General features: G+C 32.2%; 14 protein-coding genes and 1 riboswitch. Of the genes, 12 read left to right on the forward strand and 2 right to left on the reverse strand.

Annotated elements, in window-relative coordinates:
• The first annotated feature begins 273 nt into the window (after positions 1 to 273).
• The 7 genes from PP176A_RS06440 (at position 274) to tsaD (ending at position 7,420) form a co-directional block, all read left to right on the forward strand.
• Positions 274 to 2,022 carry an ATP-binding response regulator gene (locus PP176A_RS06440; RefSeq protein WP_071139644.1) on the forward strand — a complete coding sequence of 583 codons (1,749 nt, stop codon included), beginning with the start codon at positions 274 to 276 and terminating at the stop codon, positions 2,020 to 2,022.
• A 300-nt stretch (positions 2,023 to 2,322) separates the two neighbouring features.
• Complete coding sequence (locus PP176A_RS06445) at positions 2,323 to 3,786, forward strand: aminotransferase class I/II-fold pyridoxal phosphate-dependent enzyme (RefSeq protein ID WP_071139645.1); 1,464 nt, start codon at positions 2,323 to 2,325, stop codon at positions 3,784 to 3,786.
• A gap of 47 nt (positions 3,787 to 3,833) precedes the next feature.
• Positions 3,834 to 3,955: riboswitch (FMN riboswitch) on the forward strand.
• A gap of 98 nt (positions 3,956 to 4,053) precedes the next feature.
• The gene (locus PP176A_RS06450) at positions 4,054 to 4,656 is read left to right on the forward strand and encodes an ECF transporter S component (protein WP_071139646.1); all 603 of its coding nucleotides are present in this window, start codon (positions 4,054 to 4,056) and stop codon (positions 4,654 to 4,656) included.
• 116 nt (positions 4,657 to 4,772) lie between these two features.
• Positions 4,773 to 5,249, forward strand: coding sequence for a tRNA (adenosine(37)-N6)-threonylcarbamoyltransferase complex ATPase subunit type 1 TsaE (tsaE, locus tag PP176A_RS06455; protein ID WP_071139647.1), 477 nt, complete (start codon positions 4,773 to 4,775; stop codon positions 5,247 to 5,249).
• Positions 5,230 to 5,928, forward strand: a complete 699-nt coding sequence (tsaB, locus tag PP176A_RS06460) for a tRNA (adenosine(37)-N6)-threonylcarbamoyltransferase complex dimerization subunit type 1 TsaB (RefSeq protein ID WP_071139648.1) — start codon at positions 5,230 to 5,232, stop codon at positions 5,926 to 5,928. The genes tsaE and tsaB overlap by 20 nt, the downstream gene beginning before the upstream one ends.
• Positions 5,929 to 5,933: 5 nt before the next feature.
• Entirely contained in the window at positions 5,934 to 6,383 is a 450-nt protein-coding gene (gene rimI, locus PP176A_RS16390) for a ribosomal protein S18-alanine N-acetyltransferase (protein WP_071139765.1), read from the forward strand.
• Between the two features lie 14 nt (positions 6,384 to 6,397).
• Positions 6,398 to 7,420 carry a tRNA (adenosine(37)-N6)-threonylcarbamoyltransferase complex transferase subunit TsaD gene (gene tsaD, locus PP176A_RS06470; RefSeq protein ID WP_071139649.1) on the forward strand — a complete coding sequence of 341 codons (1,023 nt, stop codon included), beginning with the start codon at positions 6,398 to 6,400 and terminating at the stop codon, positions 7,418 to 7,420.
• 169 nt (positions 7,421 to 7,589) lie between these two features.
• On the opposite strand, the gene PP176A_RS06475 is transcribed toward tsaD, so the two are convergent.
• Both PP176A_RS06475 and PP176A_RS06480 read right to left on the reverse strand, forming a co-directional pair.
• A complete protein-coding gene (locus tag PP176A_RS06475) occupies positions 7,590 to 9,503 on the reverse strand; it encodes an ABC-F family ATP-binding cassette domain-containing protein (RefSeq protein ID WP_071139650.1) in 1,914 nt (637 codons plus the stop codon).
• A gap of 64 nt (positions 9,504 to 9,567) precedes the next feature.
• Positions 9,568 to 9,780 (reverse strand): hypothetical protein, encoded by a 213-nt coding sequence (locus PP176A_RS06480; protein ID WP_071139651.1) that lies wholly within the window; start codon positions 9,778 to 9,780, stop codon positions 9,568 to 9,570.
• A gap of 228 nt (positions 9,781 to 10,008) precedes the next feature.
• Between PP176A_RS06480 and PP176A_RS06485 the strand changes: the two genes are divergently transcribed.
• The 5 genes from PP176A_RS06485 to PP176A_RS06505 all read left to right on the forward strand — a co-directional run bounded on the left by PP176A_RS06485 (position 10,009) and on the right by PP176A_RS06505 (position 14,953).
• Positions 10,009 to 10,650 (forward strand): redox-sensing transcriptional repressor Rex, encoded by a 642-nt coding sequence (locus PP176A_RS06485; RefSeq protein WP_071139652.1) that lies wholly within the window; start codon positions 10,009 to 10,011, stop codon positions 10,648 to 10,650.
• A gap of 190 nt (positions 10,651 to 10,840) precedes the next feature.
• Entirely contained in the window at positions 10,841 to 11,980 is a 1,140-nt protein-coding gene (locus PP176A_RS06490) for an acyl-CoA dehydrogenase (RefSeq protein WP_071139653.1), read from the forward strand.
• An 18-nt stretch (positions 11,981 to 11,998) separates the two neighbouring features.
• On the forward strand, positions 11,999 to 12,790 hold the full coding sequence (locus PP176A_RS06495) for an electron transfer flavoprotein subunit beta/FixA family protein (RefSeq protein ID WP_071139654.1): 792 nt from the start codon (positions 11,999 to 12,001) through the stop codon (positions 12,788 to 12,790).
• A gap of 17 nt (positions 12,791 to 12,807) precedes the next feature.
• The gene (locus PP176A_RS06500) at positions 12,808 to 13,854 is read left to right on the forward strand and encodes an electron transfer flavoprotein subunit alpha/FixB family protein (RefSeq protein WP_071139655.1); all 1,047 of its coding nucleotides are present in this window, start codon (positions 12,808 to 12,810) and stop codon (positions 13,852 to 13,854) included.
• A gap of 196 nt (positions 13,855 to 14,050) precedes the next feature.
• Positions 14,051 to 14,953, forward strand: coding sequence for a DNA-3-methyladenine glycosylase family protein (locus PP176A_RS06505; RefSeq protein WP_071139656.1), 903 nt, complete (start codon positions 14,051 to 14,053; stop codon positions 14,951 to 14,953).
• Positions 14,954 to 14,965 lie beyond the last annotated feature (12 nt).

Below are 14,965 nucleotides of genomic sequence, written 5' to 3' on the forward strand. Positions count from 1 at the left end.
CTTTTAAAATAATTCAGGGAACAGGGGGATGAGTACATCTATCATTGTTAAAGAAAATACTATTTGAGATTTGACATAAATTATATATTGGAAAGGAGATGGGGAGTTAACAAGTAGAAACAATGATAGAGGATATTTTAACAGTGAAGTGGGAAATGGCAAATTTCGGTTATTAAAGTGAAATGGTCTGTAATGATTTAGAAATTTAGAAAGAAGTAGAATTTTTTAAGTATAAGTATATATAAAACCATAATAAAGAAAAGGGGTGGGATTATGTATGGTTTAAGAGAACTTCAGTATGAGGAAGGAATACTTTGTGGGATAATGAGTTCCAACCTTGCTAATGGGTATTGTGCTCCTTTCGGAAATTTTATAGAAAAATATTTAAAAAGTGGTGGGGCCCTTATATATGTTTATAATAAGACAAATAAAAAACCCGATAAAGAATATTTTGAAAGATATTGGGAAATTAATTCGGAATTGTATGAGAAAAAAGGGCAGCTAATTTTTTTATGTCTTGAGGATCAATTATTATGTAATAAGACTGTAAATATGGAAATGATTGAAAAGTTTTATAGCAATAAAGTAAAAGCCTTAAAAAAATCTAACTTTGAAAAAATAATTGTTTATATGATGCAAGACAGATATTGTGCCTTCAAGATATCGGAAGAAGAAACTTATAATATTCTGAATATATTAAAAACAATAATTAATAAAGAAAGAGTAATGGCATTGGTTAAATATATAGTAGATGATCTTTCTGAAAGGATTTTTATTAACTTAATATCTTTAAGCGATTATTTTATAATAGATGGGCGTAATGATTTAAAAGTTTATAATTATTCTGAACTAATTAAAAATGCTTTAGAAAATTTGTTTATAAAACAAAACTATGAGGAACAAAATATAAAGGAATTGAAAAAAGTAGAAAATTTAAAAAATATGGGGCAACTTTTTCAGGGAATAATTCATGATTTTAATAATTTACTCTCTACAATTATCGGCGTGTCTCAGATATGTATGTTAAAGAGTCCGAAGGAAGGTTTGAATGAGTATTTTAATACTATATATAAAACTTCATTAGACGGAAAAGCAATACTAAATAAAGTACAAAGCTATATAAGAGGTATTACGGATAACAGAAAAGGTTTTTACAATATAAATAATATAGTTGAAACCAGTATATCCATGGCAAGGTATAGGATTAAATCTAAAAAAATAGTGATAAAATCAAGGTTAAATTCGGACAATTTAGTATATTGTAATGAACATGAAATAAGGCAGGTGGTTTTAAATCTTCTTCTCAATTCTATAGATTCCATAGAGGAAGAAGGAGTAGTTACGGTAAGCACCTATAACAGTGGAGGTAACACATGTCTAAGAGTAGAAGATACGGGAGTTGGAATGGATAAATTAACATTGGGCAGAATATTCGAACCTTATTTTACTACAAAAGGAGATAAGGGAAATGGATTGGGATTGAATATATCAAAACAAATATTAGAAGAACACGATGCTACAATTAAAGTTGAAAGTAAATTAGGGAATGGAAGTAGGTTTACTATAACCTTCACACAGGAAGCAGGCCAAATGTTAGCTGAAAGTAATGCTTTCTATAAAGGGAACACAAAAGTTTTGATAATAGAGGATTCCGATATTATAGGGAGAGAATTGTTAAAATATTTATCTATACTTAATATAAATGGAAAGATTGAAATCGACAAAAACTTAATATTAAAAGAATTATCAGAAAATAAGTATGAACTGGTAATATGTAATTTTAATTTATCTAATTTAAATCCTTTAGAGATTTCAGAAGAAATTAAAGAAAAATTTCCCGACATTCCATTTGTATTATTAATGGAAAATTCTGAAATAATAAATGAAAAATATTTGAGAACGGTGGATTTTATTCTGCGTAGGCCTTTTACTACGGAAGAATTAGCCGAAATTATCAGAAAATGTTTAAAAACCAATAAAAATAATGAACATAACGAACATAATATTTGTAACATTTCATAGAATATTATGTTTGTACTACTTACAGTGTATAAGATTAAAGGCTGAAAGTATATTAACAATCAACAATTAATATATTGCTGAATAAAGAAATATTAAATTGGAAAAATTAATAAAAGCTGGATTTTAAATAATTAAAAAAAAATATAATTTATTATTGTATTTTGTAATTATATCTACTATAATAAAATTGTTTATTTGAATGAATAAAAAAGCTTGAATCGCTTTGCAAAAGCCTGAAACTAATGCAACGAAGTTTCAGGCTTTTTATCTGAAAATAGTTGAAAGAAGGTGTTTATCAAGGTGTATAAATTAGATCAAACTCAAACTCCTTTATTTGATGCCCTTATGGAATATGTAAATAATAAGACAATTCCATTTCATGTACCCGGACATAAAAAAGGAATGGGAATGGATAATAAGTTTAAAAATTTTGTGGGGAACAATGTATTGTCTATTGATGTTACTGTATTTAAATTGGTTGATAGTCTTCATCACCCCGAAGGGCCTATAAAAAAAGCTCAAGAGCTTGCAGCCGATGCATATGGCGCAGACAGAGCATTTTTTTCGATTAATGGTACTTCAGGTGCAATACAGGCTATGATTTTAAGTGTAGTGTCCCATGGAGATAAGATTATAATACCAAGAAACGTCCATAAATCAGTAACGGCAGGGATAATCTTGAGTGGTGCTGTACCCATTTATATTAAACCGGAAGTTGATAGAAAAGTCGGATTAGCTTTAGGGGTTACTCCTGAAACTGTTGAGGAAGCTTTAAAGAATAATCCGGATGCTAAGGCAGTATTGATTATAAATCCCACCTATTATGGGGTAGCAGCTGATATTAAAAGGATAGCAGACATAGTCCATTCTTATGATATACCTTTAATAGTAGATGAAGCTCACGGAGCACATTTAGGCTTTAATAATAGATTGCCGATGTCTGCAATATCGGCAGGTGCAGATATGAGTGCTCAAAGTACTCATAAGATAATAGGTTCTTTAACCCAAAGTTCTCTACTTCAAGTCATGGAAAAAAGGGTTGATGTGAATAAGGTTCAACAAGTTATGAACCTTCTGCAAACTACAAGTCCTTCATATATACTTATGGCTTCTTTGGATGTGGCAAGGATGCAAATTGCAACTAAGGGCAAAGAACTTTTGGATAGGGCTATAGATTTAGCAGAATATGCACGAAGGGAAATAAACAAAATTCCGGGACTTTATTGTTTTGGAGATGAAATACTTAAAAAGAAGGGAGTTTATGCTCTTGATCCGACAAAACTTACTATTTCTTGTAGAGAAATGGGGATAACCGGGAATAAATTGGAAAGAATATTAGCGGAAAAATACCATATTCAACTGGAGCTTTCAAATTTGTTCAACGCCTTGGCTGTAGGAAGTTTTGGGGATTCAAAGGAAGGTTTTGATGCATTGATTTCCGCTTTAAAAGAAATTAGCGATGAATACAAGGATTTACCTAAGGAGAACAGAAGAATGCTGGATATACCAGACATTCCTAAACAGATAGTTGCTCCGAGAGAAGCTTTTATGGGAGATAAGACTCCGCTGCCATTACGTGAAAGTATAGGCTGTATAAGCGGGGAATTCTTAATGGCTTATCCTCCTGGGATACCGGTACTTTGCCCAGGAGAAGTGATAACACCTGATATTATAGACTATGTAGAGGATATGAAAGATGCCGGACTTTATGTACAGGGAACGGAAGATCCGGATGTTAATTATATAAGAATATTGAATGTTTGATATTGACACTGATTATAATTGGATATATAATGTTTCTTGAATTGGATATTAGTCTTCAGGGCAAGGTGTGAGTCCTTACCGGTGGTTACAGCCCACGCGCCGAAATTTTTTGGCTGACTTGGTGAAAGTCCGAGGCCGACAGTTAGAGTCTGGATGGAAGAAGATCAATTTTATCTAATATTTTAATTAGATTTATTTACCCTGAGGATTTATCTTCAGGGTTTTTTAAATTCCTGAAGAAATATAAATCTATGGAGGAATTTAATTATGGAGATTAAAAAACAAAAAATCAATACGAAGGTTTTAGTAAAAGTCGGGATACTATCGGCGATTTCTTTTTTGTTAATGATAGCGGAATTCCCCTTGTGGTTTGCGCCTGGATTTTTGAAAATGGATCTAAGTGAAATTCCTGCTTTGTTGGGAGCCTTTGCTCTGGGTCCTGTGGCAGGAATCCTGATAGAATTTATGAAGAATGTCCTATTTATTGCTATCAGAGGAAGTAACAGCATGATGGTAGGAGAAATTGCAAATTTTATGGTAGGGAGTATATTTGTTTATATATCCGGAATCGTATATGTTAAAAATAAAAGTAGAAAGAATGCAATAATAGGCATGATTTTGGGGACAATAGCTATGACTGTTTTTATGTCCATAGCAAATTATTATGTGATGATACCTTTCTATGCTAAATTATATGGAATGAATTTAGATAGTATTGTATCTATGGGCACCGCATTAAATAGCAACATAACCGATTTTAAATCTCTTATTGCATATTCTATAGTTCCCTTTAATTTATTCAAAGGGGCTGTAGTTACACTTATAACTGTACTCTTGTATAAACGAGTGTCGCCGATACTTCATAAATAGGTGGCTTAGAAAATAATGGAGATATTAAAACTATCTCTATTATTTTTTTTATATAGCTTAAAAAAATAGTTAATGTTATAATTATTATGGTTTATTATAGTAGAAAGGCTGGTATTATGATTAAATATATATCACATGATTTGAAGGATACAGAAAAATTAGGGTTAAAATTAGGTAAGATACTTAAAAAGGGAGATTTTATAAATCTTTCCGGAGACTTGGGGACAGGAAAAACAACTTTAACTAAAAGTATAGGTAAAGGTCTTGGAGTATCAGAGTATATTACAAGTCCTACTTTTAATTTAATTAATGAGTATAATGGAAGACTTCGATTATACCATTTTGATGTATACAGGCTTAAAAGTCCTGAAGAAATGTTTGATCTTGGATATGAAGAATATTTTTATTCCGATGGAGTCACCATAATAGAATGGGGAAATAATATAGTAGATATGCTCCCTAAAGAAAGGCTTGATATATATATGGATGTAGGAATAAATGATAATGAAAGAAAAATATTTATTAACGGGAAAGGGAAAAGGTATATTGAAATGGAAGAGGAGCTGAAAAGAATTGAAAATATTATCTATTGATACATCCACTGTAGTAGCTACTTGTGCTATATTAGATGAAGAAAAAGTATTGGGAGAGTTTTCTTTAAATCAGCAAGTAACCCATTCTGAAAATCTTATTCCTATGATTAAAGAAATGATGGATGGTTTGAATTTAAATATTAAGGATATAGATTTTTTTGCAGGTGCGGTAGGACCAGGTTCCTTTACCGGGATTAGAATAGGAATTGCAACTATTAAGGGCTTTGCTCATGTGACGAAAAAAAAAGTAATAGGAGTATCCACTTTAGAAGGCTTGGCCTTTAATGTTCCCTATGCAAAGATAATTATTCCGATGATAGATGGAAGAAGAAACAGGGTATATACAGGTATATATGGTTGGGAAAAGGGTAAACTTTTAAGTATGGGAAATGAAACAATTATAGATATTGATGATTTTTTAAGAAATCTTGATATAGGTTTTGAAAAAATAGTTTTTAATGGAGATGGTGCTTTAAAATATAAAGAAAAAATAATGAATATACTTAAGGAGAGAGCAATTTTTTCTCCAATAAATTTGAATATGCCGAGAGCTTCCGGAATAGGAGAATTGGCAATGGTTAAAATAAATGAAGGAAAAGCGGTTGATTGTTATAGTTTAGTTCCTAAATATTTAAGAGAAGCTCAGGCTCAAATGGATCTTATTAAAAGAGGGTATTGAATGATATGGATATAAAGGTTAGAAATATGGAAGAGAAGGATATAGACAGTGTACTGAAAATAGAAAAAGAGTCTTTTTCTGTTCCTTGGTCAAGAGATTCTTTTGTTTTGGAAGTTACAAAGAATATGCTTGCAAAGTATATAGTAGCTGAATTAGATGGAAAAACAGTAGGGTATGGAGGAATATGGCTTATAATAGATGAAGGACATGTGACAAATATAGCCGTTGCTAAGGATTACAGAGGATTGGGAATAGGGAATAAAATAGTAGAAGGTATTATAAAAATATGTGCAGACAGAAATATAAGATCAATAACTTTGGAAGTGAGAAAATCTAATAATATAGCGCAAAATTTATATAAAAAATACGGATTTAAAGGTTATGGCATTCGTTCCAGATATTATTCAGATAATAATGAAGATGCGATAATAATGTGGAAAAGCATAGAAGATTAATTAGAGGTGAAGAAATGACAAAAGATATTATTACATTATCCATAGAAACGTCATGTGACGAAACGTCATGTGCAGTTGTTAAAAATGGTAGGGAAGTTCTTTCCAATATCATATCATCCCAGATAGAAATTCATAGACCTTTTGGGGGAGTAGTACCGGAGATTGCATCAAGAAAACATATTGAAAATATAGATATTATTGTAGAAGAAGCGTTAAATGAAGCCAGAATCGGTTTTGAAGATGTGGATTTAGTTGGAGTGACTAAAGGTCCGGGTCTTGTAGGAGCATTGCTTGTGGGCATATCGAGTGCAAAAGCAATAGCATATGCGTTGGACAAACCTTTCATAGGTGTTAATCATATAGAAGGGCATATATGTGCTAACTATATAGAACATAAAGATTTAGAGCCTCCTTTTACTTGTTTGGTAGTCTCGGGAGGGCACACTTATTTGGCTCAGGCTGATTCTTATACGGAATATGAAATAGTAGGAAGAACAAGAGATGATGCTGCCGGAGAAGCGTTCGACAAAGTGGCGAGAGCATTGGGTCTTGATTATCCGGGAGGACCTTTAATAGATAAACTTGCAATGAAAGGAGATAAAGCCGCTTGTGATTTTCCGAGAGTTTATTTAGATGATAAAACTTATGACTTTAGTTTTAGCGGATTAAAAACAGCGGTAATTAATTATTTACACCATAAAGAGCAACTTGAGGAAGAAATAGTAATTGAAGATGTGGCCGCAAGTTTTCAGCAAGCTGTAATTGAAGTCCTTGTGAAAAAATCCATAAGATTAGCAAAGGAAAGAAAAAGTTCAACTATAGTTATGGCAGGGGGAGTGGCAGCTAATGAAGGCCTCAGAAGTTTGATGGGAAAAAGATGTAAAGAAGAGGGAATAGAATTGAAATATCCTTCTAAAATATTGTGTACAGATAATGGTGCAATGATAGGATCTGCTGCATATTTTAATTATATTGAGGGACATTTGTCTCCTTTAGATATGAACGTAGTTCCGAATTTGGAATTGGGATATAAATAATCAACAAAAAAATGCGTTTTTTCCACATAGTTTGACAAAAAAAATTTTACTTACTGTGGACAATGTGGAAATGATAAAAATATATTTATTTTAACCAAAAATAATTGTGGATAATGTTGTGGATAATGTGAATAACTTGTGGATTATTTGGGGAAAATATATTTTTATTTTATTCCTCTGTTAAATTTATCAATTGTTCATATAATTTTTCTGATTTTAGTTTTGCAGCTTCTCTTGCTTTAGTTAATTCTACAATTTTGTTGGGGTTTTCATATATTTCAACTTTACACATCTCTTGATCTATTAGATTGATTTTTTCTTCCTCATTGCTAATCATCTCTTCAATTTGCAGGAGCTGACACTTTTTTTCTCTTTCTCTTTCTTTTTTTCCTCTTTCTTTTTTCCTTTGGATTTTAATTTGTGTTTTGTTGATAATATTATATTTGTCCTCATCAGTGTTTTTTTCTTTTTTCTTTTGAATATAGTAATCAAAGTTTCCTAAATATTCGGCAATGCCTTTTTCGGATAATTGCAATATTTTGTTGACGGTTTTATTTAGAAAATATCTGTCATGGGATATAACAAACAAAGTTCCTTCATAATTTATTAATGCTTCTTCCAAAACTTCCTTTGAATCAATATCCAAATGATTTGTAGGCTCGTCCATCATCAAGAAGTTGGATTTAGATAACATAAGTTTTAATATTGCCAATCTGCTTCTTTCTCCCCCGCTTAATTCGTTGATTTCTTTAAAAATATCGTCCCCTATAAATAAGAATTGACCTAAGAGAGTTCTTATCTGCCAATGATCTAAATCCGGATGTTCATCCCATATTTCATCTATTATACTTTTTTCTGTATTTAATTTTTGTTGTTCTTGATCAAAATAACCGATATTTACATGATGTCCAAGAATGATTTCTCCTTCGTCGTGGGGAATTTCTCCAAGGATTGTTTTAAATAAGGTGGTTTTCCCGACTCCGTTGGGACCGATAAGGCCTACCTTTTCTCCTCTGTAAACATTAAAGTTTATATTTTCAAAGATAACATTTTCGCTAAAAGATTTTTTTAAATTCTCTACTTTTAGCACTTCTCTTCCGCTAATTATCTTCGGCACAAAAGTAATCCTTGCTTTTTTTGCATCTGTTTTGGGTTTAGGCATTTTTTTAATTTTCTCTAATATTTTTTGTCTGCTTTGAGCCTGCCTTATATATCTTTTTCCTCCATAACTCATAAATCTCCGTATAATTTCTTCCTGCCTTTCTATTTCCTTTTTCTGATCTTCATAATTCTTTTTAAGCAGTTCTAAATCCTTAATTCTTTTTTTCATAAATTCCGTATAATTACCCTTATAAATATCTATCTTTAAGTTTTCAAGAAGAAATATTTTATCTATCACATTATCAAGAAAATATCTATCATGAGATATGATGAGAGCAGCGCCTTTATATTCCTTTAGAAATTTTTCCAACCAATCTATCGCTTCTATATCCAAATGATTGGTCGGTTCATCTAATAATAAAATATCAGGTTTTTCAAGGAGAAGTTTAGCAAGGGAAAGCCTTGCCTTTTGTCCTCCGCTTAATTTATTGACCTCTTTATCCATATCTTCATGGGAAAATCCCAGCCCGTCTAAAACTCTTCGGATTTCATTTTTAAAGCCATAGCCATTGTGATTTGAGAATTCTTCCAACAAAAAAGAATATTCTTCCATTAATTTATGAAGATAATTTGACTCCTTATTTTGGCTATTATTACTTATTTCTTCTTCCATCATTCTTAATTTTTTTTCTGTCTGAATTAAATCTTCAAATACACTGCTGCATTCATCAAATAATGTTTTATTGCTATTAATATTTATATTTTGTTTTAAATATCCTATTCTTAAACCCTTCTGAATATATATATCTCCTATATCTTTGGAAGTTTCACCGGACAATATATTAAAAAGAGTAGATTTACCGGAACCATTAAGCCCGACTATTCCTATTTTTTCTCCGTCTTCTACTGTAAATGTGATATTTTCAAGGACTTTTTTAATACCATAAGTTTTTTGTATATCTTTACAGGATAATACTATCATATGAATTCCTCCTACCTTATTACTATATATTATTTTATCAAAAAAAAACAGCCCATAAACAGGGCTATTTGAGGTCTAATTCCATTGCCATACTGGAAAGTACTTTATCAACTAAATCAATATCGCATTTTTCATCTGAAGTAAAATGAGCACAATTTTTACAGCTTTTAATCTCTCCTCCAAAAGCATCGACAGAAGACTGAAAGGAAGGATTTTCATTTTGTCTATATTCATCACAATAGAGTGCAACTTTTTGCAATTGTTCATTATTTGCCATTTAAATACTCCTTTCATAATCGTATATTTTAAAATTATTATTTCTATTATATAAACAAAATATGCATAACACGCGGGGACGGTTCTTTTGTGCTGCAGCACAAAAGAACCGTCCCCGCGTGTTGCAAGGATTTTTGATGGAATGAGGATTAGAAGTTTGACATATAAATAACAAGATGCTATAATATTTATAAATTGGTATAAAAAGAATTATAAGAGAGGGATCTGTATGGGTAATAAAGTATCAATTACGGTAATTAGAAGACTTCCAAAATATTATAGATATTTAGGTGAATTATTAAATAAAGGAATTGCAAGAATATCATCTCAAGAATTAAGTACTTTAACAGGTTTTACAGCATCCCAAATTAGACAGGATTTAAATAATTTTGGCGGATTTGGGCAACAAGGCTATGGATACAATGTTAGTGAACTTTATAGGGAACTCGGAAAAATATTAGGGTTGGATAAAGTTTATAACGCAGTAATAGCGGGAGCCGGAAATTTAGGCCAGGCAGTGGCAAACTATAGAGGATTTGAGGATGCTGGGTTTAAGGTATTATCATTATTTGATAAAAACCCTAAAATTATAGGTTTAAAAATAAGAGATATTGAAATAAGAGATGTAGATCTGATGGAGAATTTTATCAAGGAAAATAATGTGGAAATAGGTATAATAACTACTCCTAAGGAGAATGCACAGGATATTGCAAATACCTATGCAAAGAGTGGATTGAGAGGAATCTGGAATTTTGCACCTGCAGATTTGAAAGTACCGGAAAATATTGTTGTAGAAAATGTTCATTTGAATGAAAGTTTGTTTATACTTTCATATTTTTTGAAAAGAAATTTAGGCGGAAATTCTCATTAATTTAGGCATTTTAAATAGTAACTATATATAGTAGTTTATTATTTTTTGCAATTTTGACATTTAAGGAGATAATAGACAGAAAAATGGTTTAAGAAGGTAAAAATAAAAGATAAAATTTTCACAAACACTATAGCAGTTAATTTATAAATAAATTATAATATGACTTGATAATATAAGGAGGGAAAATAATATGGATTTTACTTTGACTAAAGAGCAAGAAATGGTAAGAAATGTAATGAAAGAATTTGCAGAAAATGAAGTTAAGCCTCTTGCGGCAGAGATTGATGAGACGGAAAGATTCCCGAGAGAAACTGTGGAAAAAATGGCTAAGTATAATATGTTAGGGATACCTTTTCCAGAACAATATGGAGGAGCCGGCGGAGATGAAATTGCTTATGCAATAGCAGTCGAAGAAATTTCGAGGGTGTGTGCGACTACAGGGGTTATACTTTCAGCCCATACATCATTAGGTTGTTGGCCAATATATAAATATGGTACAGAAGAGCAAAAACAAAAATACTTAGTTCCATTAGTAAAAGGAGAAAAGCTGGGAGCCTTTGGTCTGACCGAACCCGGAGCTGGTACTGATGCAGCAGGACAACAGACGACGGCTGTGCTGGATGGAGATAATTATATAGTCAACGGTTCTAAAATATTTATAACTAATGGCGGACAAGCGGACGTTTATATAATATTTGCAATGACTGATAAATCTCAAGGGACAAGAGGAATAAGTTCCTTTATAGTGGAAAAAGATTTTCCAGGATTTAGTATTGGTAAAATTGAAGATAAAATGGGTATCAGAGGTTCTTCTACTGCCGAACTTATTTTTCAAGATTGTATAGTACCAAAGGAAAATTTACTTGGAAAAGAAGGAAAAGGGTTTGGAATTGCTATGTCTACATTAGATGGAGGCAGAATAGGTATCGCTGCTCAGGCTCTTGGTATTGCTCAAGGAGCATTAGATGAAACAGTTAAATATGTTAAAGAAAGAGAACAATTTGGAAGACCCTTGTCTAAGTTTCAAGGACTTCAATGGATAATAGCAGATATTGAAACGGCAATAGAAGCATCGAGGCTGTTGGTCTATAGGGCAGCTTTTAATAAAGCAAATGGACTCCCTTATAATAAGGAAGCAGCTATAGCTAAATTATTTGCAGCAACTACAGCTATGAATGTAACAACTAAATGTGTTCAGTTACATGGCGGTTACGGATATACTAAGGATTATCCTTTAGAAAGAATGATGAGAGATGCTAAAATTACTGAAATATATGAGGGTACTTCTCAAGTACAACAAATGGTTATTGCGGCTAACTTATTAAAGTAATAGAAGGAGGATGAAATCATGAATATTATAGTATGTTTAAAGCAAGTGCCCGATACAAATGAAGTAAGAATTGATCCTGTAAAAGGGACTCTAATCAGAGAAGGGGTGCCAAGTATTATAAATCCTGATGATAGGAATGCATTGGAGGAATCATTAAAAATAAAAGATCAATTTCCGGATACAAAGGTAACTGTATTAAGCATGGGACCACCTCAGGCAGATGTCGCGTTAAAAGAAGCAGTAGCCATGGGAGCAGATGAAGGAATACTTTTAAGTGATAGAATATTTGCAGGTTCAGATACCTGGGCTACTTCGACGGCAGTTGCTGCGGGCATTAAAACTATAGGAGATTTTGATATTATATTCTGTGGAAGGCAGGCAATAGATGGGGATACTGCTCAAGTTGGACCTCAAATTGCCGAGCATTTAGGAATTCCTCAGATTACTTATGTGGAAAAACTTGAGATATTGGACGGAAAAGTAAGAGCAAGAAGAGCGTTAGAAAATGGATATTTTGTAGTAGAATCCGATATGCCTGTATTGCTTACGGCAATAAAGGAATTAAATGCTCCAAGGTATCCATCTATAAAGGGCATATATAAAGCTTATAAAGAAGAAAAAGTTAAAGTATGGAGTGGAAAAGATGTGGGATTGACACAAGAAGACGTAGGACTTAAAGCTTCTCCGACTCAGGTTAATAAATCCTTTACTCCAGACAAAAGAAAGTCCGTAGGAGAAATCTTAGAGGGTTCAACTAAGGATTCGGTCAGAGCCTTAATAGTTAGATTGAAAGAGAAGAATATCATTTAATAGAAGGAGGGTTAATCATGGCAGATAAAAATGCTGTTGTAAATGTAGATGAATACAGGGGAGTTTGGACCTTCGCAGAACAAAGAGATGGAAATCTTCTTAATGTTGCAATTGAACTATTAGGCGAAGGAAGAAAAATATCTGATGAATTAAATACTGAATTGACTGCAGTACTTCTTGGAAAGAATATAGACGATATAGCGGAAAAATTAATTAAATATGGTGCTGATAAGGTATTGTATGTCGAAGATGATTTGTTAAGTACTTATACAACAGATGCTTATAGTAAAGTTATTTATGAACTGGTAGAAGAAAGAAAACCGGAGATATTTTTAATAGGTGCCACTAATATAGGAAGAGATTTAGGGCCAAGATTATCTGCAAGAATTCATACAGGTCTTACTGCTGACTGTACAAGGCTTAATGTCGACTTGGAGAATAGGAGACTTATGATGACTCGTCCGGCTTTCGGGGGAAATCTTATGGCGACAATTGTGTGTCCTAATTACAGACCTCAAATGTCAACCGTTAGACCTGGAGTTATGGAAAAAGCAAAATACAATGAAAACCATAAGGGAATCGTTGAAAAGATCCATCCCTATCTAAAAGAAGAAGATATTAAAGCTAAGGTTATAGAATTTGTTAAAAGCAGCAAAGCGGAAGTACCATTGGAAGAGGCTCCTATAATAGTATCAGGAGGAAGAGGATTGGGGACTCCCGAAGGATTTAAACTTATAGAAAAGTTGGCTAAGAAACTTGGAGCCGAAGTGGGAGCAAGCCGTGCGACGGTAGATGCGGGTTGGATTGAGCAAGCTCATCAAGTAGGTCAGACAGGGAAAACCGTGAGACCGAAACTCTATATAGCATGTGGAATTTCCGGAGCTATTCAGCATTTAGCAGGTATGCAGGAATCCGACTGTATTGTAGCTATAAATAAAAATCCGGATGCTCCTATATTTAAAATTGCAGACTATGGTATAGTTGGAGATATTTACGAAATATTACCAGAGTTAATTGATGCATTGGATCATGTGGATGATATAATGGATGCCTTTAGAGCTTAAATGAAAAAACGTAAATATATTAGAAAGAACTGAATATTTATTTAGGAATGATATGCCTCCCTATTATAAGCAGATTAAATGATAAAGATCTGCTTATAATAGGGAAGTATTTTTTTAAAATTACTTTTATTATTTTATTTTGGGTATTATAATATTGTTATATTTTATTTAGTCAAAATAAAGGAGAGTTTATTATATGAAATGTAATATAAAAGAATACGAAGACGGAATAATAATTGATAATTTGAAGGATTTTAATCCCGTTCACATATTTGATTGCGGTCAGTGTTTCAGGTGGAACAGAGAAGAGGACAGAAGCTACACAGGAGTAGCTTTTGGTAAAGTGTTAAATGTAAAAGAAGAGGAAGGTAGAATAATATTCACTAATACCAATATGGAAGACTTTAATAATGTATGGTTTGATTATTTTGATTTAGAAAGAGATTATGGAGAAATCAAAGATGTATTGTCAAAAGATCCTGTACTTCGTGAAGGAATTAAATTTGGAGAAGGAATCAGAATTCTTAATCAAGATCCTTTTGAAACACTTATTTCATTTATCATATCTGCAAATAATGCAATACCAAGAATTAAAAGATCTATTGAACTTATCAGTCAGAGATATGGAAAATATATTGAAGAATTTCGTGGGAAAAAATATTTCGCTTTCCCTTCTCCAGCAGAATTATCCGTTGCGACTGTAGAAGAATTAAAAGAATGTAAAGTGGGATTCAGAGGGAAATATATTCTTGATGGAACTGACAATATATTAAATAGACAAATTGATCTTGACGAAATAAAATCTCTTCCTACTGAGAATGTAAAAGAAAAACTGATGAAGATTAAAGGTATCGGAGATAAGGTTTCAAGCTGCATAGCACTTTTTTCTATGAGAAAAGGAGATGCTTTTCCCATAGATGTGTGGGTAAAAAGAGTAATGGAATATTTTTATTTAAGGAAGGATACAAAACCTAAGGAAATTCTTTCATTCGCTGATAATAAATTTGGACGATATAAGGGTTTTGCACAACAGTATTTATTTTATTATGCCAGAGAATTGGGGATAGGGAAAGAGAAGAAACAAAACAACAGGAAATAACAGATATTAGGA

Source organism: Sporanaerobacter sp. PP17-6a (genome assembly GCF_900095615.1).
Classification (GTDB): domain Bacteria; phylum Bacillota; class Clostridia; order Tissierellales; family Acidilutibacteraceae; genus Acidilutibacter; species Acidilutibacter cellobiosedens.

Bases quoted from the DNA above. Each gene is read 5' to 3' on its own strand.
- PP176A_RS06440 (WP_071139644.1), top strand. From the start codon at position 274: ATGTATGGTTTAAGAGAACTTCAGTATGAGGAAGGAATACTTTGTGGG.
- PP176A_RS06450 (WP_071139646.1), top strand. From the start codon at position 4,054: ATGGAGATTAAAAAACAAAAAATCAATACGAAGGTTTTAGTAAAAGTC.
- tsaE (WP_071139647.1), top strand. From the start codon at position 4,773: ATGATTAAATATATATCACATGATTTGAAGGATACAGAAAAATTAGGG.
- rimI (WP_071139765.1), top strand. From the start codon at position 5,934: ATGGATATAAAGGTTAGAAATATGGAAGAGAAGGATATAGACAGTGTA.
- tsaD (WP_071139649.1), top strand. From the start codon at position 6,398: ATGACAAAAGATATTATTACATTATCCATAGAAACGTCATGTGACGAA.
- PP176A_RS06475 (WP_071139650.1), bottom strand. From the start codon at position 9,503: ATGATAGTATTATCCTGTAAAGATATACAAAAAACTTATGGTATTAAA.
- PP176A_RS06480 (WP_071139651.1), bottom strand. From the start codon at position 9,780: ATGGCAAATAATGAACAATTGCAAAAAGTTGCACTCTATTGTGATGAA.
- PP176A_RS06485 (WP_071139652.1), top strand. From the start codon at position 10,009: ATGGGTAATAAAGTATCAATTACGGTAATTAGAAGACTTCCAAAATAT.
- PP176A_RS06490 (WP_071139653.1), top strand. From the start codon at position 10,841: ATGGATTTTACTTTGACTAAAGAGCAAGAAATGGTAAGAAATGTAATG.
- PP176A_RS06495 (WP_071139654.1), top strand. From the start codon at position 11,999: ATGAATATTATAGTATGTTTAAAGCAAGTGCCCGATACAAATGAAGTA.
- PP176A_RS06500 (WP_071139655.1), top strand. From the start codon at position 12,808: ATGGCAGATAAAAATGCTGTTGTAAATGTAGATGAATACAGGGGAGTT.
- PP176A_RS06505 (WP_071139656.1), top strand. From the start codon at position 14,051: ATGAAATGTAATATAAAAGAATACGAAGACGGAATAATAATTGATAAT.